16 protein-coding genes and 1 pseudogene are annotated in these 18,827 nt (G+C 72.7%); 12 read left to right on the top strand and 5 right to left on the bottom strand.

All coding sequences use genetic code 11. The features are described 5' to 3' along the window. The first annotated feature begins 529 nt into the window (after positions 1-529). Both HPY23_RS25175 and HPY23_RS25170 read left to right on the top strand, forming a co-directional pair. Positions 530-1,945 carry a M20 family metallopeptidase gene (locus HPY23_RS25175; RefSeq protein WP_091885650.1) on the top strand — a complete coding sequence of 472 codons (1,416 nt, stop codon included), beginning with the start codon at positions 530-532 and terminating at the stop codon, positions 1,943-1,945. A gap of 175 nt (positions 1,946-2,120) precedes the next feature. Beyond that, complete coding sequence (locus HPY23_RS25170; protein ID WP_091885653.1) at positions 2,121-2,966, top strand: 23S rRNA (adenine(2030)-N(6))-methyltransferase RlmJ; 846 nt, start codon at positions 2,121-2,123, stop codon at positions 2,964-2,966. 3 nt (positions 2,967-2,969) lie between these two features. Here HPY23_RS25170 and HPY23_RS25165 read toward each other — a convergent pair whose 3' ends face one another. Together HPY23_RS25165 and HPY23_RS25160 are read right to left on the bottom strand one after the other, a co-directional pair. After that, a complete protein-coding gene (locus HPY23_RS25165) occupies positions 2,970-4,745 on the bottom strand; it encodes an SWIM zinc finger family protein (protein WP_091885656.1) in 1,776 nt (591 codons plus the stop codon). Beyond that, positions 4,742-6,175: an FAD-linked oxidase C-terminal domain-containing protein gene (locus HPY23_RS25160; protein WP_060850764.1), complete on the bottom strand. Its 1,434-nt coding sequence runs from the start codon at positions 6,173-6,175 to the stop codon at positions 4,742-4,744. Before HPY23_RS25160 ends, HPY23_RS25165 begins: the two co-directional genes overlap by 4 nt. Before the next feature lie 252 nt (positions 6,176-6,427). Here HPY23_RS25160 and HPY23_RS25155 point away from each other — a divergent pair, with 252 nt between their 5' ends. Further along, the gene (locus HPY23_RS25155) at positions 6,428-6,784 is read left to right on the top strand and encodes a c-type cytochrome (RefSeq protein ID WP_060850765.1); all 357 of its coding nucleotides are present in this window, start codon (positions 6,428-6,430) and stop codon (positions 6,782-6,784) included. A gap of 45 nt (positions 6,785-6,829) precedes the next feature. Here HPY23_RS25155 and HPY23_RS25150 read toward each other — a convergent pair whose 3' ends face one another. Beyond that, entirely contained in the window at positions 6,830-7,276 is a 447-nt protein-coding gene (locus tag HPY23_RS25150; RefSeq protein ID WP_060850945.1) for a PaaI family thioesterase, read from the bottom strand. Between the two features lie 118 nt (positions 7,277-7,394). Between HPY23_RS25150 and HPY23_RS25145 the strand changes: the two genes are divergently transcribed. The 7 genes from HPY23_RS25145 (at position 7,395) to HPY23_RS25115 (ending at position 13,261) form a co-directional block, all read left to right on the top strand. Beyond that, positions 7,395-7,826 (top strand): PaaI family thioesterase, encoded by a 432-nt coding sequence (locus HPY23_RS25145; RefSeq protein ID WP_091885659.1) that lies wholly within the window; start codon positions 7,395-7,397, stop codon positions 7,824-7,826. A 176-nt stretch (positions 7,827-8,002) separates the two neighbouring features. Then, the gene (locus HPY23_RS25140; RefSeq protein ID WP_091885662.1) at positions 8,003-9,112 is read left to right on the top strand and encodes a hypothetical protein; all 1,110 of its coding nucleotides are present in this window, start codon (positions 8,003-8,005) and stop codon (positions 9,110-9,112) included. A gap of 72 nt (positions 9,113-9,184) precedes the next feature. Beyond that, positions 9,185-9,784, top strand: a complete 600-nt coding sequence (locus HPY23_RS25135; protein ID WP_091885665.1) for a DUF1285 domain-containing protein — start codon at positions 9,185-9,187, stop codon at positions 9,782-9,784. Continuing rightward, positions 9,781-10,440 carry a CoA pyrophosphatase gene (locus HPY23_RS25130; RefSeq protein WP_091885668.1) on the top strand — a complete coding sequence of 220 codons (660 nt, stop codon included), beginning with the start codon at positions 9,781-9,783 and terminating at the stop codon, positions 10,438-10,440. The genes HPY23_RS25135 and HPY23_RS25130 overlap by 4 nt, the downstream gene beginning before the upstream one ends. Positions 10,441-10,558: 118 nt before the next feature. Next, on the top strand, positions 10,559-10,816 hold the full coding sequence (locus HPY23_RS25125) for a DUF6111 family protein (RefSeq protein ID WP_060850770.1): 258 nt from the start codon (positions 10,559-10,561) through the stop codon (positions 10,814-10,816). Beyond that, positions 10,813-12,117: a CCA tRNA nucleotidyltransferase gene (locus HPY23_RS25120; RefSeq protein WP_091885671.1), complete on the top strand. Its 1,305-nt coding sequence runs from the start codon at positions 10,813-10,815 to the stop codon at positions 12,115-12,117. The genes HPY23_RS25125 and HPY23_RS25120 overlap by 4 nt, the downstream gene beginning before the upstream one ends. Positions 12,118-12,487: 370 nt before the next feature. Continuing rightward, entirely contained in the window at positions 12,488-13,261 is a 774-nt protein-coding gene (locus HPY23_RS25115; RefSeq protein ID WP_060850771.1) for a DUF4198 domain-containing protein, read from the top strand. Between the two features lie 4 nt (positions 13,262-13,265). On the opposite strand, the gene HPY23_RS25110 is transcribed toward HPY23_RS25115, so the two are convergent. Then, positions 13,266-13,742 (bottom strand): ureidoglycolate lyase, encoded by a 477-nt coding sequence (locus tag HPY23_RS25110; RefSeq protein WP_091885674.1) that lies wholly within the window; start codon positions 13,740-13,742, stop codon positions 13,266-13,268. Between the two features lie 44 nt (positions 13,743-13,786). Continuing rightward, positions 13,787-15,382: a GMC family oxidoreductase gene (locus tag HPY23_RS25105; protein ID WP_091885677.1), complete on the bottom strand. Its 1,596-nt coding sequence runs from the start codon at positions 15,380-15,382 to the stop codon at positions 13,787-13,789. Positions 15,383-15,530: 148 nt separating this feature from the next. On the opposite strand from HPY23_RS25105, the gene HPY23_RS25100 reads away from it, so the two are divergent. Together HPY23_RS25100 and HPY23_RS25095 are read left to right on the top strand one after the other, a co-directional pair. Continuing rightward, a complete protein-coding gene (locus HPY23_RS25100; RefSeq protein WP_091885680.1) occupies positions 15,531-17,471 on the top strand; it encodes an SDR family NAD(P)-dependent oxidoreductase in 1,941 nt (646 codons plus the stop codon). Positions 17,472-18,077: 606 nt separating this feature from the next. Next, positions 18,078-18,827: pseudogene (locus HPY23_RS25095) on the top strand (group 1 glycosyl transferase); the annotation flags it as partial.

The raw sequence follows: 18,827 nt of genomic DNA, 5'->3' as shown, positions 1-18,827 counted from the left end.
CCTATCGTCGAACGAAGATTAATTTTGTTTTTATTTGCTCAAAGAAACTATGTTTGTTTTGGAATGATCGTGGATATAGTCCTTATACCGCCTAATCCAAGCTCAAAAAAATGGCTCGATCGACGGACAGACTAGAACGTCCGGCCTATGCGGGCCGCCACGCGACGGCGCGCGGCAGGCAGGACCGCCCCGCCGCGGCCAGAGCTTCGACGCGGTCCGGGGTGGCTCCCCGCTCCCCGATCGGCGGCAGCGCCGCCGCGCGCGCAGTCGGGACGCAGCGCAACGCCGTGGTCGGCATCGCCGTGCCTTGCCGTCTCGGCAACGGAGCCATCGCCGAATTCGTCTTGCTGCGACCGGATCTGCGCAACATCCTGGCATGGTGCAAGTCGCGGCAACGCGCCCAGGCGGACGGACGCAGCCCTCGACCGGGCGGGCCCGACGCCGCTACGGACGATCGAAACCGGCCGCGTGCGGGTGGGTGGTGCGCGGGCGCCGTCTCTCCGCCCGCTCAGAACCAAAGAGAGTTCCCATGTCGCGACGCGACGCCATCGCGCTGGCCCACCGGCACTACGACGACGGCGGCTTCCTCGCCGTGCTCCGCCGGGCGGTCGCCCTGCCGACCGAGAGCCAGGCCCCGGACCAGGGGCCGGCGCTCGCCGCCTACCTCACGCAGTTCATGATCCCGGCGGTGACGCGGCTCGGCTTCGCGACCCGCCTCCTCGACAACCCGCAGGCGGGCCGCGGCCCGTTCCTGATCGCCACCCGGCACGAGGGCGACGACCTCCCGACGGTGATGACCTACGGCCACGGCGACACGGTGCGGAACTACCCCGAGCAGTGGCGCGCCGGCCTGCACCCGCTCGACGTCGTGGTCGAGGGCGAGCGCTGGTACGGGCGCGGCACCGCCGACAACAAGGGCCAGCACCTGATCAACCTCGCCGCCCTCGAGGCGGTGATGCAGGCCCGCGGCGGACAGCTCGGCTTCAACGTCACGCTGCTGGTCGAGATGGGCGAGGAGGCGGGCTCGCCGGGCCTGCACGCGGTCTGCCGCGCCGAGAAGGACGCGCTCGCCGCCGACCTCCTCATCGCCTCCGACGGGCCGCGGATCGAGGCCGGGCGGCCGACGCTGTTCCTCGGCTCGCGCGGCGGCGTCACCTTCGAGCTCGTCGCGGACCTGCGCGAGGGCGGCCACCATTCCGGCAACTGGGGCGGGCTGCTGCGCAACCCCGGCACCGTGCTGGCGAGCGCCATCGCGAGCCTCGTCGACGGGCGCGGACAAATCCTCCTCGACGCCCTGCGCCCGCCGCCGATCCCCGACGGCGTGCGCGCCGCGCTCGCCGACATCACGGTCGGGGGCGACCCGAACGCGCCTGCGATCGACGAGGGCTGGGGCGAGCCGGGCCTGAGCCCGGCCGAGCGGGTCTTCGGCTGGAACACCCTCGAAGTGCTGGCCTTCAAGTGCGGCGATCCGGATGGCCCGCAGAACGCCGTGCCGCCCTCGGCCAAGGCGACGATGCAGCTGCGCTTCGTCGTCGGCACCGACTGGGAGGGCGTCGTGCCGGCGATCCGCCGGCACCTCGACGCGGCGGGCTTCCCCATGGTCGAGGTGCGGGCGACCCGCTCGGAGGTATTTCGCGCCACCCGGCTGCCGGTCGAGGATCCCTGGGTGGGCTGGGCGCTCGCCTCGATCGAGGCCAGCACCGGCAAGCGCCCGGCGCTGCTGCCGAATCTCGGCGGCTCGCTGCCGAACGACGCCTTCTCGGAGATCCTCGGCCTGCCGACCCTGTGGGTGCCGCATTCCTACCCGGCCTGCTCGCAGCACGCCCCCGACGAGCACCTGCTGGGCCCCTCGACCCGCGAGGCGCTGGGGCTGATGGCCGGCCTGTTCTGGGACCTCGCCGAGACCGGGCCGACGATCCGGGACGGGCGGAGGGCGGCGGGTTGATCCCGTCTCCGCCTGCCTCGCACGAACGGAAATAAAGCGCGCCTCCCCTCACCCGAGGGGGAGGCGCGATCGAAGATCGCGCGAGGGGTGCTACGGCCCCGCCCCCTCGCCCCCGGCCGGGGCGATGGGGTAAGGACGCGCACCGCCGCGCCGGCGGGACGAGGACCCGAGCACCGTGAACTACCGCCACGCCTTCCACGCCGGCAACCACGCCGACGTGCTCAAGCACTGGGTGCTGACGCGGGTGCTGGCGCATCTCCAGCGCAAGGCGACCCCGTTCCGGGCGATCGACACCCATGCCGGCCTCGGCTTCTACGACCTGACCACCGACGAGGCCGGCCGCACCGGCGAGTGGCACGACGGCATCGGTCGGCTCGACGCGCCCTTCCCGGACCCGGTCGAGGCCCTGCTCGCCCCCTACCGGGCGGCGGTGGCGGCGGTCCGGGCGCGCCACGGCGACACGATCTATCCGGGCTCGCCCGCGATCATCCGCGAGTTCCTGCGCCCGGGCGACCAGGGAGTGTTCGTCGAACTGCACCCGGCCGACGGCGCGGTGCTGCACGGGCGCTACAACCAGGACCCGCGCACGAAGGTGCTGGCCCTCGACGGCTGGACCGCGCTCCCCGCCCTGATCCCCCCGAAGGAGCGCCGCGGCCTCGTCCTGATCGACCCGCCCTACGAGGTGCCGGGCGAGATCGAGCGGCTGGGCCGCGACCTCCTGAAGGCGGTAGGGAAATGGGCGACCGGCACCTACCTCGCCTGGTACCCGATCAAGGACGTCGCCGCGGTCGACCGGATGGCCGCCGCCCTCGATGCCGCCCTGCCCCGGCCCGCCCTGCGCCTCGACCTCCTGATCCACCGGCCCGACCCGGCGCGGCTCAGCGGCAGCGGCCTCATCGTGGTCAACCCGCCCTGGACCCTGCGCGAGGAGGCCGACGCCGTCCTGCCGGCGCTCGCCGAGCGCCTGGCGCAGGGCGGCTACGGCGCCTTCCGCTGCGCGGCGCTCGGGCCGCCGGCCTGAGGCTCAGCGCAGCGCCTCCAAGAGCGGCCTGAGCTTGTGGCGCCGCTTGTTCTCGGCGGCCAGGTCGCCGATCCGCGCGGACCACGCCGTCTGCCGGCCCTGCGCCAGGTAGCCCCGCTTCGCACGGGCGAGCCAGGCGGCGGCGCGCTCGTAGGTGTCGGGTCCCTCCGTCAGGAGCGGTTTTGCCCGCGCCTCGGCGAAGTCGACGACCCAGGCGGGGTCGCGGTCGAGCGCCGCCTCGGCGAGGCGCAGGAGCACCGCCTCGTCGCCCCGACCGTCGCGGCCGGCCTCGGCCGCCGCCATCGCGTCGCCGACCAGCCCCTCCTCCAGCAGGATCGCGATCCGGTCGCGCGCGCGATCCGCCCCGGCGAGGAGGGCCAGGAGGTCGTCGCGGACCGGGTCCCAGCCCGTCTTGCCGGCGACCGTACGGGCGGACTCGTAATCGGCGAGGGTGAGGCCCTGCGCGAAGGCGGCGCGGGCCGCCGTGAGCGCGAGGTCGCGGCGCTTGCGCGCATGGGCCTCGTCGCGCAGCCAGCGCGCCAGGGACAGGGCCGGGCCGCCGCGCGGTGCTGCCGCCCGGCGCAACGCCGCCTGCGCCACGTCGAGCGCCGGATCGGGATGCCCGGCGGCGTGCAGGCGGCGGGCGAGGGCGAGGGCCGCGTCGGGATCGGCGATGCGCTCGACCGCGTGGGCCACCGCCTCGTCGATCCGACCGAGGCGCACCAGCATCTCGGCGCAGGCCGCCTCGTCCCCGGCGGCCCGGGCGAGGGCGAGGTAGGCATCGGTGCGGCCGGCCGCCGCCAGCACCCTCAGGCGCACCGCGACGAGGCCCGACTCCCGCTCGGCCCGCGGCGGCACGGCTCCGGCCTCGCCCGCGAGCACGGCGCGCAGCCACGGCGCGTCCCAGCCGGCGGCGAGCGCCGCGGTGACGATCGAGAAGCCTTCCGGCCCGTACTCGGCGAGTTCGGCATGCCAGCCCTCGACCGTCTCGAACAGGTCGTCGCGCTCCTCCTCCGAGAGATCGCTCGTCAGCACCGCCTCGGCCATCATCCGCCCGAGGTCGTCGAACAGGAGGTCCATCTCCTCGTCGGTCTCGGCCATCTCGCCGAGCCACTGCTCGACGAACGGCTCGGCCACCGACACCAGGATCGCGAGCGCGTTGCGTCCGTCGCCGGCCTCCAGGAACGGCACCGCCTTGCCGACCAGCTCCTTCAGGGCGTCGGCCGGGCCGTGGGCCTCGTAGTCGTCCCAGTAGCCGCGCCGCGCCTGGTGGGCGAGGAGGGTGCGGGCCTGTGCGGCGACCGGCGCCGGATCGACGGCGCCCCGGCCCGGGACCGTCGCCATCTCGACCTCGATCCAGCCGGCGAGGTCGGGATCGGCCGCGGCCCGGCGCACCAGGAGATCCGCCAGGGCCTCGCGCGGCAGATCGCCGAGGAGGGCGCGCAGGGTCGGCCGCTCGGCCACGGCGCCGGGCACGGCGGCGGCGAGCAGGGTGGCGACGACATGCTTGCAGGCGCCGCCCCACTCGTAAGGGCAGGTGCAGCGATGATCGGCAACGGTGCCGTCCTTCAGGCGGATCGCGACCCGGTAGGGCGCATCCTCGCTGCCCGCCACCGCGGCGGTGAGTTCCTCGCCCCGCCGCACGAGGGCGGAGACGGCGCCCGAGCGCAGCACCGCGCGGCCGCGCTCGAACACCTTCGGGTCGGCGAGCGCCTTGATCGTCGCCTCGTCCGGCAGAGTGGGCGCGGCGCCCGCCTGGCCGCCCCGCTTGCCCCTCACGCGGCGATCCGCCCCTCCAGCGGGAACACCTTGGCGGGGTTCATCAGCCAGGCCGGATCGAACACCGCCCGCACCCGCATCTGCTGGTGCAGGTCCTCCGGGTTGTACTGGTAGCTCATCAGGTCGCGCTTCTCGATGCCGACGCCGTGCTCGCCGGTGAGGCAGCCGCCGACCTCGACGCAGAGCTTCAGCATCTCCTCGCCGGCGGCCTCGGCCTTCTCCATCTCGCCGGGTGTGTTGATGTCGAACAGGATCAGGGGGTGCAGGTTGCCGTCGCCGGCATGGAAGACGTTGGCGCAGCGCAGCCCGTAGGACTGGGTGATCTCGCCGATGCGCTCGAGCACGCGCGGCAATTGCCCGGTCGGGATGGTGCCGTCCATGCAGATGTAGTCCGAGATGCGGCCCGTCGCGCCGAAGGCCGACTTGCGGCCCTTCCAGATCGCGGCGCTCTCGGCCTCGGATTGCGAGACCTTGAGGCTCGTCGGGTTGAACGGCTTTGCGATCTCGACGATGCGGTCAAGCATCGCGTCGCACTCCTCCTTGCAGCCCTCGACCTCGATGATCAGCATCGCCTCGGCATCGAGCGGGTAGCCGGCATGCGCGAAGGCCTCGCAGATCGTGATCGCCTCGCGGTCCATGTACTCGATCGCCACCGGGATGATGCCCGCCCCGATGATCGCCGCCGTGCAGGCGCCGGCATCCTCGACCGTGCCGAAGCCCATCAGGGCCGGGCGTGCGCCCTCGGCTGCGCGCAGGATCCTGACCGTCGCCTCGGTGACGATACCGAGCTGGCCTTCCGAGCCGCAAACGAGGCCGAGCAGGTCGTAGCCGGCGGAATCGAGATGGTCGCCGCCGATCTCCACCACCGTGCCGTCGACCATGACCAGGGTCACGCCCATCAGGTTGTTGGTGGTGACGCCGTATTTCAGGCAGTGGGCCCCGCCCGAGTTCATCGCGATGTTGCCCGCGATGGTGCAGGCGAGCTGGCTCGACGGGTCGGGGGCGTAGAAGAAGCCCTCGTGCGCGACCGCGGCGCTGATGGCGAGGTTGGTGATGCCGGCCTGGACCCGGGCGGCGCGGTTCCCGAAATCGACGTCGAGCACCCGGGTCATCTTGGCCACACCGAGGATCACCGCGTCCTCCTGCGCGATGGCGCCGCCGGCGAGCGAGGTGCCGGCGCCGCGCGGCACCACCTTCACGCCCTGCTCGTGGCAGTAGCGCATCACCGCCGAGACCTCCTCGGTCGTCGAGGGCAACACCACGGCGAGCGGCATCTTGCGGTAGGCGGTGAGCCCGTCGGTCTCGAAGGCGCGGCGCTCGTCCTCGCTGGTCACCAGGGCCTCCGGCGCCACCAGGCCGCGCAGGCCGTCCACGATCGCGTCGCGGCGGGCGAGGATCGCGGGATCGGGGAGCGGGAAGGCGATGGTCATGGCGTGTCCTCTCGGCTCGGGTCGGCGCCTGTCTCGCGGGCCGTCATTCGCCGCCACCCTACCGGAGGGGCATCGCGACGCCCAGACGTCGTCATCCCTCGCACCTTGGTCCGATTGCGCTTTGCCGCGGCAGAGCTTCTTTTCGCCGCACGGGAGCCGAAGCGAGGGGCCGGCGTTTTTAACTGGTCCAAACAGCAGGCTGGGCCATATGCCCTAGGTCCGTCGCGAACGACGTCCGTTGGAGGGAACCTCATGCGTCAGCTCATCCTCGGTGCCGCCCTGGCGGTCCTCGTCCCCTTTGCCGCCCAGGCGCAGGACGCCGCAGCCGGCGAGAAGGTCTTTGCGACGTGCAAGGCCTGCCACGCCTTCGGCAAGAACGGCGTCGGCCCGGACCTCAAGGGCCTGATCGGCCGCAAGGCCGGCACCCACGAGGGCTACAACTATTCGGCCGCGATGAAGAATTCCGGCCTGACCTGGGATTCGGCCACCTTCATGGAATACATCAAGGACCCGAAGGCCAAGGTCCCCGGCAACAAGATGATCTTCGCCGGCGTCAAGGACGACAAGAAGATCAAGGACCTGGAAGCCTACCTCGAGACCCAGAAGTAAGGCTCGTTCCGGCCCCGGCGACGCTCGCCGGGGCCTTTTTTCGTTTCAATCGCCGATGCCGTCGCGGTCCTGCACGGCCATCAGGGTGGCGGTGAGCAGCGCGACGAGCTTCTCGCGGCCTGCGCTCTCGGCGAAGACCTCGGCCTGCGCCAGCGTCAGGGTGCGGCCGGCCTTGACCACCCGGCCCCGCGCCCGCAGGCGCTCCCCGGCGGCCGGGGCGAGCAGGTTGATCTTGAACTCCGCGGTCAGCACCCCGGCGCCGGGGGGCATCAGGGTCAGGCCCGCGTAGCCCGCCGCGCTGTCGGCGATGGCGCTCACCGCTCCCGCATGGACGAAGCCGTGCTGCTGCGACACCCCGGGACCGGGCGTCAGCGCGATCTCGACCGCGCCGGGCGAGACCGCCTCCAGCGTCGCCCCGAGGGTCCGCATCAGGCCCTGCCTGTCGAAGCTGGCGCGGACGCGGCGTCCGATCTCCTCGGGAACGGCGTGCATCGGCACCTCTGGCGTCTGGTCCGTCACGGGCACTGGGCCTCCCCCCGGCTTGTTGTGTAGGGACGTTGAGGCACGGCCACGGCCGCGCTGTCCAGCGCCCTCGAGCCCCGAGACGTCCATGAGCTCCCCCGATTCCGACCCGGCCGGCTGGCGCGCCTTCGACGACCCGGGCTTCCTCGCCCTGGTCGGCCCGGTGCTCCTGCGCGAGGACGGCGAGACCCTGCACTTCGCGTTCCGGGCCGAGCCGCGGCACGCCAACCTGATCGGCGTGGTCCAGGGCGGCATGACGATGACCTTCGCCGACCGGGCGCTGGGCTTCACCGCCATGCGGGCCGCGGGCGGGGCGAACTGCGTCACGGTGCAGTTCGAGATGCAGTTCGTCTCCGCCGCACGGATCGGCGAGACGATCACGATGACGCCCGAGGTGGTGCAGCGCACGCAGAGCCTGGTCTTCCTGCGCGGCGACGCGCGCTGCGAGGGCCGCATCGTCGCGACCGCCACCGGCGTGTGGAAGATCCTGCGGCGGCGGCCGCAGGCGGGTGCAGAGTGAGTCCCGCTCGTAATCGTAGCGCCGGCGTCAAGCCGGATCGTGGTGGTCGCGGGACAATAATCAGACTTCCATTCTGCTTACCGTAGTGACAACGCACGGGAAGGCCCGCAACCTACTGAGACGACTGGCACACCTCTTGCTTTTCATTTCCGAAGGTGACAAGAGGACAATGTAGCATGTCGACCGCAACGATCAGCGATTTGTCCATCTACGAAGCTCAGAAAGCCGCGATCGAGCCGTTCCTGCGAACATTTCGCCTTAGCAACACCGCGCTCGACATTGTTTTTTACGATGTCGGCGTTTTATACAAAGATCTCCAGGATCGCGGCCAACAGATCGCGACCGGCATGACAACGCCCATCGGCAGTGCGGGTGCCCTCGCTGTAGGCGCCTCGCCGCAGATGGCCCGAGCGATCGCCCATCTCGATCTCAGCGCTCTGACGAATCCCGAGGGCGCGATCCTCGTGGTAGACGCAGCCAACCCACCGTACGTGTATCCGCCCTACAGGGACGTCGCCCAGTTCCTCAACGAGGCCGGGACGAAGCGCGACGACCTGCGCACCGTGACCCTCACGGGAGTCGGCAGTTCCGCCCTGGGCTCGGTCGCATTCGCGTGGGGAATCTCGAAGGCCCTGGGCGAGCCGGTTGTGGCTATCGTGCCGGGCTACGGCTTGGCGGATGTGGCATACCAAGCCCTCGGCGGCTGGTTCGGCTTCGGCCTGCACGACTGGATCAGGAGCCAGACCCAGGAATGGCTCGCCGCCGCCGCGCCTCACCTGGCGGGCGTCGGCCGGAATCTCCTCGCCAGCCTCCCCGACGGCAAGCAAAACCCTGACACCGCCGCGCCGGTCTTCCGGCAAGGCAGCGTCGGGTCTGACACGCTCCACGCCATCCTGCAGCGGAACATCGGCATCACCCGGGTGGTCGGTCACAGCAAGGGCGCGCTCGCCATCGCCAACGCGATCCGCTCGCTCGCTTCGCCGATCACCGACACGCTGTCCGTCGTCACGTTCGGCTGCACGGTGAATCAGGACGGGACCAAGGCCACATACGATCAGTTTCTCGGACGGATCGACGCCCTCGGCCGCCTGAACTCCTGGGGTCACGAACCGAAGACGTGGCTGATCGCCCATCACAGCACCAACACGATGATTCCGCTAGCCATGGCGGTCGACTCGCTGATCTCGACAAGTCCTGCACGGTCAGCAGCGCCAGTGGTCGCCCTCCCGTCCTGGTTCATGAACTGGCCTCCCCTCCCTCCACTCTTCCGACCGGTCCGGCCCTGACCGGCAGGGCACCCGGCGGGCCGGCAACAGGTCCCCGTACACAACCCGCCCCGGTCCGCTATATCGAGCGGGATGACGCACGATCCGAACGGCAGCCCGCCCGGCGGGGTCCTCGAACGACTGACCGCGGCGCTCGGCGCGGAGGCGGGCCGGCGCGGTCCGCCGCCGGTCGAGCGCTGGAACCCGGACTATTGCGGCGAGATCCCGCTGCGCATCGCCGCCGACGGGACCTGGCACTACAACGGCAGCCCGATCACCCGGCCGGCCCTGGTCAAGCTCTTCTCCACCATCCTGCGCCGCGATCCCGACGGGCGCACCGTGCTGGTGACGCCGGTCGAGCGGGTCGGGATCGAGGTCGAGGACGCGGCCTTCCTGGCGGTCGAGATGGCGGTGGAGGGCGAGGGCGAGGACCGGGTGATCGCGTTCCGCACCAACCTCGACGACGTCGTGCCCCTGGACGACGCCCACCCGCTGCGGGTCGAGCGCGACCGGGACGGCGGGTTCAAGCCCTACATCGCCGTGCGCCACGGCCTCTGGGCCCGGATCACGAGGGCGCTGGCCTACGACCTCGTCGCGCTGTGCGAGGAGCGCGAGGAGGCGGGCGAGCGGTGGTTCGGCCTTGCCGCCGGCGGGCGCTTCCACCGCCTCGCGCGATCGACCGAGCTGTCGTGACCGACCTCGCCGCGCCGACCGCGCTGGACCGCTTCCTCGAGAGGGCCCGCACCCGCCTGCGGCCCGAGCCGCCGGGCCCGGAGGATTCGACCGCGAACCCGCGGGGGGACCACGACCTCGAACCCGACGTGCTGGAGGCCGCCCTGTCGCGCCCGCCCCGGCGCGCCGCCGTGCTGGTGCCGGTGGTGCCGCGCGACGACGGCGTGTCGGTGCTGTTCACCCTGCGCTCGCCGCACCTGCGCGACCATTCGGGCCAGATCGCGTTTCCCGGCGGCAAGATCGATCCCGCGGACCCCTCCCCCCTCGCGGCCGCCCTGCGGGAGGCGCAGGAGGAGGTCGGCCTCGACCCGGCGGCGGTGACGCCGCTCGGCTACCTCGACCCCTACCTCTCGGGCACCGGCTTCCTGGTGACGCCGGTGGTCGGGCTGGTGGCGCCGGACGCGCGCCTGACGCTCAACCCGCACGAGGTGGCGGAAGCCTTCGAGGTGCCGCTCGCCTTCCTGATGGACGTGGCCAACCACGCCCTGCACAGCCGGGAATGGCGCGGGCGCCAGCGGCGCTACTACGCGATTCCCTTCGGCGACCGCTACATCTGGGGCGTCACCGCCGGCATCGTACGCAACCTCTACGACCGGCTCCGCGACGGGGACGAGTGAGACCGCCGCACCGTCGAACGGCTCCGTTCGACGGTGCAAGGCAAGCCCGAACGGGCGTCGGCGCCGATGCGCCGGACGCCTCGGCATCGATGCCGAGGCGCGACAGCATGAGACATCCATGGCCCGCGCGCTGATCGACGACGTCCTCCTGTTCCTCCTGCCCTTCGTGGTCTTCGCCGGCTGGCTGGTGGTGAGCCGGCGCAACCCGCTGCTCTGGTCGCATTGGAGCGAGCAGGCGACGCGGCTCGCCATCGCGGGGGCCGCCTTCGTGATCCTGTCCTTCGTCGTGGTGGCGCTCACCGCCGAGCGGCACCGGGACGGCTTCGTGCCGACCCATATCGAGAACGGCCGGGTGGTGCCGGGACAGTTCCGGTGAGCCCTGCCCTCGACGAGGCCGCCCTGCGCGCCGTGCTGGCGCGGCCGCGCCTCACCCGGGTGCTCGCGGCGCTCGAGGCGCCCGGCGAGGAGACCCGCCTCGTCGGCGGCGCGGTGCGCGACGCGCTGCTCGGTCGAAGGGTCGAGGACATCGACCTCGCCACCACCCTGCTTCCCGAGGAGGTGGTGGCGCGCGCCCGCGCGACCGGCCTCAAGCCCGTGCCGACCGGCATCGCGCACGGCACCGTGACCGTGGTGGCGGAGGGCGAGCCGTTCGAGGTCACGACCCTGCGCGAGGACATCGAGACCGACGGGCGCCACGCCGTGGTGCGCTTCGGCCGCGACTTCGCGCAGGATGCCGCCCGGCGCGACTTCACCATCAACGCCCTCTCGGCGACGCCGGACGGGCGGATCCACGACACGGTCGGGGGGCTCGCCGACCTCGCGGCCGGCCGGGTGCGCTTCATCGGCGAGGCGCGTCAGCGCATCCGCGAGGATTACCTCAGGGTCCTGCGCTTCTTCCGCTTCCACGCCCGCTACGGCGCCGGCGCCCCGGACCCGGAGGGGTTGGCTGCCGCGATCGCGGCCCGGGACGGGCTGGCGCTCCTCTCGCGCGAGCGGGTGCGGGGGGAACTGCTGAAGCTCCTCGTCGCCCGCGGCGCGCCCGCCGTCGTTGCCGTCCTGTCGGGGACGGGCCTGCTGCAGCGCCTGACCGGCGGGGTCGGCGATCTCGGCCGCCTCGCGCGGCTTGCCGCGGCGGAGCCGGCGCCCGACCCGGTGCGCCGCCTCGCCGCCCTGGCGGTACGCTCGGCCGCCGATGCCGAGCGGCTGCGCGAGACGTTGCGCCTGTCGAAGGCCGAGCACGCCCGGCTCCTCCTCTATGCCGGGGCCGAGGCCGCGCTGCACGGGGCTCTCGCTCCCCTGACGGAGCCGGACATCCGCCGCCTGGTGGCGCTGCACGGGCCTGTCGCCGCGGCCGATGCCGCCCTGGTTCTGGAAGGCGAGCCACGCCCGGTCCTGACCCGCGAGGCCGGCGGGCTCCTCGCCCGGTTCGCCGCCGGGGAGGAACGGGTGCCGGTCCTGCCCGTGACCGGGGCCGCCCTGGTGGCGGCGGGCGCGCCGCCCGGCCGCGGGCTCGGGCAGGGACTCGCGGCCGCCCGCCACGCCTGGCTGACGGAAGGCTGCCCGACCGACGCGGCGGCACGCCAGCGGCTCACCGCGCTCGCCCTCGCGGCGGCCGGAGGACCGGCCCGGGGAACGAGCGACGACACCGCCCGTTCGCAAAGCTCTCACGACAACTGATTCCGGGCTCGCCCGGACGGGAGGCGGGAAGGTGCGGATCGCGGTGACGGTGGGGACGATGACGGCGCGCGCCGCCGGGGCGCCGGCCCTGTCCGGGCTGGCGGGCGGCACGACCGATTCGCGGCGCGACCGGCAGGCAAAGCCGACCCGAGACGGACGACGGGGCGGGACTCCGCCGGAAGGGAATCCGCCCCGAGGGCACCTGCCGGGGAGCCGTTTCGCGCCCGACGCGTTATGGTGCGTTGCGACGGCGTCGGCCTTGCATCCGACGCAGGGGCCTCACCGCCCTTGACGCATCCGAGGGCCGATGGCCCTTGGCGCCTTCGGGGGCCGACGGGCCCCGGTGCCGGCCCGAGGAGTTCGATCACCGATGCTGCCCCTGCTCCGCACCACCCTGGCCGCCGCCCTCGTCCTCGGGGGTCCGGCCCGCGCCGGGGCGCACGAGCTGTGGCTGACCCTGAGCACCATCGATTCGGTGCCTCAGGTGCGGGTCAATTACGGTCACGCCTCGAAGCGCCGGGCGCCGAGCCTGCCCAAGCTGATCGAGCTCGTCGCCCTGACGCAGGACGGCGCCAACGGCCTGCGCGCCGGCCTCAAGCCCGCGCCCCCGGACGTGCCGCCGGCCCTGCTGGCCCCCCTCGGCACGAAGCCCGGCCGGACGCTGGTCGCGGCGACCTACGATTCCGGCTACTGGTCGACCCTGCGCGACGGCACCACCGTCAATTCGAGCCGGCGCTTGGTGGCGGAGGCCCGCGAGAGCCGCTGGTCGGTGAAATACGCCAAGGCCGCCTTCGGCCCCGGCGCGCCCTGGCTGCGGGTGGTCGGCCACACGCTCGAGATCGTGCCGGTGGAGGTGCCGGGCCCGACCGCCGGGGCGATCCGCGTCCGGGTGCTGTTTCGCGGGGCGCCGCTGCCGGGGGCCGACCTCTATTACGGCGACAGCGGCATGGAGCCGGAGCGGGCCGGGCTGCCGGCCTACGCCACCGACCAGGACGGCATCGCCACGGTGCCGATCCGCAAGGCCGGCAGCCAGGTGCTGACGGTGAGCCAGACGGTCAGCCCCTCCGCCACCCCCACCCTCGCCGACGAGGACGTCTACACCGCGACCTTCGCGTTCCGCCTCGACGAGCCGTCGGTGAATTGACGACTCACGCCTCCGGCAGGTCCACGGAGACGGGCTCGATCGGCGCGAACACGCAATCCTCCGGCCCGCCATCCTCGTGGACCAGCATCGCGAAGGTGCCGGGGGCGGACAGCGTGGTCATGTGGGCGTGCCAGGCACCGCTGCGATAGACGATGCCGGTCCCGGCCGGGACCCGGAAGGCGCGCAAGCCCGCCTCGTCCGGCCGGTCCCCGGCATCCGGCGCCACCACCACGAGGTAGTCGCCGACGGCGAGCGGCAGGAAGGCTTGCGCCGAGCGCGGATGCCGCTCGAGCCGGCGCAGCGGCATCGTCGCGGCGAAGGGCTCGCTCCGGATCAGCGCGAGGTTGAGCGGCACGCCCGGCCGCCCGTTCTCGACCTCGGCCGCCCGATCCTGGCGCGGGCCGGCGGCGGGGCCGACCAGCAGGGTGCCGTAGGGCGCGAAGGCCTCCGGGGTGATCGGCGCGATCGGAAGGGTGTGCATGGCGGCGGCTCCTGGAAGGATATCCTCGTTCCCGGCGGCGTAGCTCAGCGGCGATCCTCGCGCACCATGTCGGCCCCCTTCTCGGCGATCATCATCACGGCGGCCTGGGTGTTGGCCGAGACCTCGGTCGGCATCACGGCGGCGTCGATCACCCGCAGGCCCGCGATGCCGCGGACCCGCAGGCGCTCGTCCACCACCGCCTCGGGGCCCCGGCCCATGCTGCAGGTGCCGACCGGGTGATAGATGGTCTGGCCGTTGCGCCGGGCGAAATCGAGCCACTCGTCGTCCGACTGCACGCCCGGACCGGGAGCGAGCTCGTGGGCGCGGTAGGGGTCCATGGCGGGCTGGTCGATCACCCGGCGGGCGATGCGCATGCCCTCGATCAGGGCCTCCTGGTCGCCGCGCACGCTCAGGAAGTTCGGGCGGATCGCCGGGGGGCGCAACGGGTCGCTCGAGACCGCGTGGATGGTGCCGCGGGATTCCGGGCGCAGCTGCGTCACGCCGATCGTCATGCCGGGCTCGCGGTCGAGGGTGCGGTCGGCGGCGTTGGCGTAGCTCGCATGCATGAAGAAGTACTGCACGTCGGGGCCCGTCAGCTCGGGCCGGGTGCGCACGAAGCCGTGGGCGAGGCCGGTGCCCAGCGTGAGGATGCCGCGGCGGGTGAGCGCGTATTGCGCGACCGCGAGGCCGAGGCGCCAGCCGCGGGTCGCCTCGTTGAGGGTGACGGGCAGCTTCACCCGCCAGTTCATTCGCGTGGCGTAGTGGTCGCGGTAGTTCTCGCCGACCCCCGGCAGGGCGTGGCGGACGGGCAGGCCGGCCGCCGCCAGCACCTCCGGCCTGCCGATGCCCGAGAGTTCGAGGAGGTGGGGCGACTGCACGGCGCCGGCCGCCAGGATCACCTCGGCCCGCGCCTCCACCCGCTCCTCGCGTCCCCCGCGCCAGTAGGTGACGCCGGTCGCGCGGGTGCCGTCGAGGTCGAGGCGCAGGACGTGGGCGTTCGTGCGCACCGTCAGGTTCGGGCGCCGGCGGGCGGGCGTCAGGTAGGCGTCCCGGGCGCTCCAGCGCCGGCCGTTGCGCTGGTTGGCCTGGTAGTAGCCGAAGCCCTCCTGCGAGGCGCCGTTATAGTCGGGATTCTCGGGGTAGCCGGCCTCGGTGCCGGCCCGGATGAAGGCATCGGCGAGGGGGTTCCTGACCCCGACCCGGGTGACGTGGAGCGGGCCGTCGCGCCCGCGCAAGGCGGGGTCGCCGCCCTCGAAATGCTCGAGCTTGCGGAAATAGGGCAGCACGTCGGACCAGCTCCAGCCGCGGTTGCCGGCCTGGGCCCAGGTGTCGAAATCCTGCGGCTGGCCGCGCACGAAGATCATGCCGTTGATCAGCGTCGAGCCGCCGAGCCCCTTGCCGCGGGGCACCACGATGGTCCGGTCGTGGGTGTTCGGCTCCGGCTCGGTGGCAAAGCGCCAGTTGAAGGCCGCGCCGGTGAGGAGCTTCGGGAATCCGGCCGGGATGCCGACCCAGAACCCCCTCCCCTCGCCGCCGGCCTCCAGCAGCAGCACGCGGTGGCGGCCGTCCTCGCTCAGGCGGTCGGCGAGCACGCAGCCCGCCGTGCCCCCGCCGACGATGACGAAGTCGAACGCGTCCATGCTCCCCCCGGGCTGTTCGTTCCCCTCGTTATAGGCCGGGCTCGGGCCGGCGGCGATCCCGCATCGGGACACGGCCCGCGCGGCGCACGCACCCCTCCCCCCGCGTTGACACCGCGGGAGCCGCGGCCGATACCGCGCCCGGCTCCCGATGCGCAGACAGATCCTCAAGACCGCGACGATCATCGCCCACGACCTCGTGGCGACGGCCCTCGCCGTGCTCCTCACCTTCGCGATCCGGTTCGACGGCCCGCTGCTGGCCGAACGGCTCGCCCACCTGCCGCTCCTGCTGCCGCCCTTCGTGGCCTGCGCCGGCCTGGTCTACCGTGCCTTCGGGCTCTACCGAACCAAGTGGCGCTTCGCCTCGCTGCCGGATCTCGCCAACATCGTGCGGGCGGTGGCGGTGCTCACGCTGCTGCTGCTCGTCCTCGACTACGTGCTGGTCTCGCCGGTCCTGTTCGGGATCTACTTTTTCGGCAAGATCGCCATCGGCCTCTACTTCGTCCTGCAGATCTTCCTGCTCGGCGGGCCGCGGCTGGCGTTCCGCTACCTGAAATACAGCCGCTCGCGCCAGAGCGCGGCCCGGGCCGCCAGCACGCCCACCCTGCTGATCGGGCGCGGCCACGACATCGAGGTGGTGCTCCGCGCCATCGAATCGGGCGCCGTGCGCAAGCTCGACCCGAAGGGCATCCTCTCGCCCCGGGCCGAGGAGCAGGGCCAGACCATGCGCGGCGTGCCGGTCCTCGGCGCGGTCTGCGACCTCGAGGACGTGGTGGCCGGGATGGCGGCCCGCGGCGTGCCGATCCGCCGCATCGTCGCGACCCCGAGCGCACTCGCGCCCGAGGCCCAGCCGGAGGCGCTGATCGCCAAGGCGCGCCGCCTCGGCCTGCCGCTCGCCCGGGTGACGAGCCTGGGCGATGCCGGGCGCGGGGCCGAGCTCGCCCCGATCGAGATCGAGGACCTGCTCCTGCGCCCGACGGTCGCCATCGACCGGCCGCGGCTGGAGCGTTTCCTGACCGGGCAGCGGGTCGTCGTCACCGGCGGCGGCGGCTCGATCGGTTCGGAGATCTGCGCCCGCGCGCTCGCCTTCGGGGCGAGCGCCGTCCTGGTGCTGGAGAGTTCCGAACCCGCCCTGCACGGGGTCCTGAGCCGCCCCGGCCTCTCCGGCAATGACCGGTTGAGCGGCGTCATCGCGGACATCCGCGACCGCGACCGGCTCTTCCGGGTGCTGGCGGACTTCAGGCCCGACTCCGTCTTCCACGCCGCCGCGCTCAAGCAGGTGCCCTACCTGGAGCGCGACTGGAGCGAGGGCATCAAGACCAACGTCTTCGGCTCGGTCAACGTCGCGGACGCGACGCTGGCGGCGGGTGCGCGTGCGCTCGTGATGATCTCGACCGACAAGGCGATCGAGCCGGTCTCGCAGCTCGGCGTGACGAAGCGCTTCGCCGAGATGTACGCCCAGGCCCTCGATGCCGGCCGCGCGCCCGCCGAGACCCGCCTCGTCGCGGTCCGCTTCGGCAACGTGCTCGGCTCGGTCGGCTCGGTGGTGCCGGTGTTCAAGGCGCAGATCGCCCGCGGCGGCCCGGTCACGCTCACCCACCCCGAGATGGTGCGCTACTTCATGACCGTGCGCGAGGCCGCCGATCTGGTGCTCACCGCCGCCTCCCACGCCGACCGCGAGGCCCGCGATCCGCAGGCCGGCGACCAGCGCGCCGCGGTCTACGTGCTGAAGATGGGCCAGCCGGTGCGCATCCGCGACCTCGCCGAGCGGATGATCCGGCTCGCCGGCTTCGAGCCCGGCGAGGACATCGACGTGGTGGTCACCGGCGCCCGCCCGGGCGAGCGCCTGAACGAGATCCTGTTCGCTCGCGACGAGCCGATGGTGAACCTCGAAGGCATCGACGGCGTGATGGCGGCAAAGCCCATCTTCGCCGACCGCGCCCAGCTGTCGTCCTGGCTCGACCGGCTCGCCGCGGCCGTGGCGACGGACGACCGGGCGGCGGCCGACGCGGTGTTCGGCGAGGCGATCCCGGACTTCCTCGTGCGGCACGAGGCCGCCGGCGAGGCGGCGCGGCTCTCGCACGCCGGCTGAGGCCCGCGGCCCCGGGCCTGCCCGCGCCGAAGGGATCCCGGCGCGAACCGCGGGCCCTCGCCGCGGATGCGGGAAGCCGAGTTATCCGCCCGGCCGTCCACGCAACCTTCGCAAAACCGCACGCTTCGCCGCCTCGGTTCGTCCCGGAGCTTTCGCGGTGCGGACCGCCGGGAAGCGTCGGCACGCGCTCAGCCGCAGCGAAACGTCGCGCTTTCGATACAATCCAAAATTGCAATCGTTCGCCGACATTTTCTTGTTCTGCATGTACATCGGCTATACCGGCCGCAAACTACGCATCGTTGCGCCGGGAAGCAGTCGATGCCGCAATCTTGTCTTTACACGATACATCGAGTCTGATAGCGCCTCGCGTTAGACATCAAAGAACTTCATTCGGACTTCCGGCGTCGGTCTCGTCTTGTGCGGCAGGTTATGAAGCTCATCAAGAACGTTACGAGACACATTCGCCTGCTTCGGAGCAACCGCCCGGCAACACAGGACAGCAACGCGAGCCGGTCCGGCCGTGTCGATACTGACCCGATGCTCGGCATCCGCGCTGCCGGGCACGGACCGAACGTCGCCGGGCAGCCCTTCCCGCCGGAGGAGGGGATGCGGGATCGGTCCGCGGATCCGGATCGGGCGGGCCTCGCGTGCCTGCCGGACGGTTTCGACCCGCAGGGCTACCGCGACCGGAACCCGGGGGTCGCGCATCTCCCGGACGACGAGGCCGCCCGCCATTACTGCGCCGTCGGACGGTTCGCCGGCCTCGCCTACCGGCCGGACCAGGTCGCGGGCTTCGACCCCGATCATTTCCGCGAGACGCATCCCGCTTTCGCCCATGCGGAGGACGCGGCCTGCCTGGACGCCTGGCGGGCACAGGGCGGGCCGGACGGCACCCCGGGGAACCAGACCGCGCATCTGCGCCGGCTCGGCCTGTCCCTCGCCGGCTACCCCGCGGCCTTCCCGTGGCGCTCCTACACCCGCCTCTACCCGCGCGCCGCCGCCCATCGCTGGGCGGCGCTCGCCTACTTCCTCGACGAAGGCTTCGCCGAGGTCGGGGACCACATTCCCTACGGCGAGGACGCCGCCGCGTTCCTCGGCGCGGTCGCCGATCACTTTGCCAGCCGGCACCATCCGGCCGCGATCCGGGCCTACGAGCTCGCCGTCGCGCACGCCCCGTCCCCCGCCGCCCGGGTGCGCCTCGCCGAAGCCTACGGCCGGGCGGGCGCCTGGAGCGCCGCCCTCGACCTCTACGACGATCTCTTGGCGCAGGAGGAGGGAGACGAGGCCGTCCTGCGCGGCGCCCTCGCCGCCGCCGCGGCGCGCGGCGCGTGGCCGCAGCTGTTCGCGCGGCTGCCG

Origin of the sequence: Methylobacterium ajmalii, from assembly GCF_016613415.1 — a bacterium.
GTDB lineage: Bacteria > Pseudomonadota > Alphaproteobacteria > Rhizobiales > Beijerinckiaceae > Methylobacterium > Methylobacterium ajmalii.
This window is presented reverse-complemented; position numbering and strand designations above follow the sequence as displayed.

Coding starts and splice junctions, on each gene's coding strand:
- HPY23_RS25175 (WP_091885650.1), top strand. CDS start 530: ATGTCGCGACGCGACGCCATCGCGCTGGCCCACCGGCACTACGACGAC.
- HPY23_RS25115 (WP_060850771.1), top strand. CDS start 12,488: ATGCTGCCCCTGCTCCGCACCACCCTGGCCGCCGCCCTCGTCCTCGGG.
- HPY23_RS25160 (WP_060850764.1), bottom strand. CDS start 6,175: ATGACCATCGCCTTCCCGCTCCCCGATCCCGCGATCCTCGCCCGCCGC.
- HPY23_RS25150 (WP_060850945.1), bottom strand. CDS start 7,276: ATGCACGCCGTTCCCGAGGAGATCGGACGCCGCGTCCGCGCCAGCTTC.
- HPY23_RS25100 (WP_091885680.1), top strand. CDS start 15,531: ATGCGCAGACAGATCCTCAAGACCGCGACGATCATCGCCCACGACCTC.
- HPY23_RS25125 (WP_060850770.1), top strand. CDS start 10,559: ATGGCCCGCGCGCTGATCGACGACGTCCTCCTGTTCCTCCTGCCCTTC.
- HPY23_RS25135 (WP_091885665.1), top strand. CDS start 9,185: ATGACGCACGATCCGAACGGCAGCCCGCCCGGCGGGGTCCTCGAACGA.
- HPY23_RS25155 (WP_060850765.1), top strand. CDS start 6,428: ATGCGTCAGCTCATCCTCGGTGCCGCCCTGGCGGTCCTCGTCCCCTTT.
- HPY23_RS25105 (WP_091885677.1), bottom strand. CDS start 15,382: ATGGACGCGTTCGACTTCGTCATCGTCGGCGGGGGCACGGCGGGCTGC.
- HPY23_RS25145 (WP_091885659.1), top strand. CDS start 7,395: ATGAGCTCCCCCGATTCCGACCCGGCCGGCTGGCGCGCCTTCGACGAC.
- HPY23_RS25110 (WP_091885674.1), bottom strand. CDS start 13,742: ATGCACACCCTTCCGATCGCGCCGATCACCCCGGAGGCCTTCGCGCCC.
- HPY23_RS25140 (WP_091885662.1), top strand. CDS start 8,003: ATGTCGACCGCAACGATCAGCGATTTGTCCATCTACGAAGCTCAGAAA.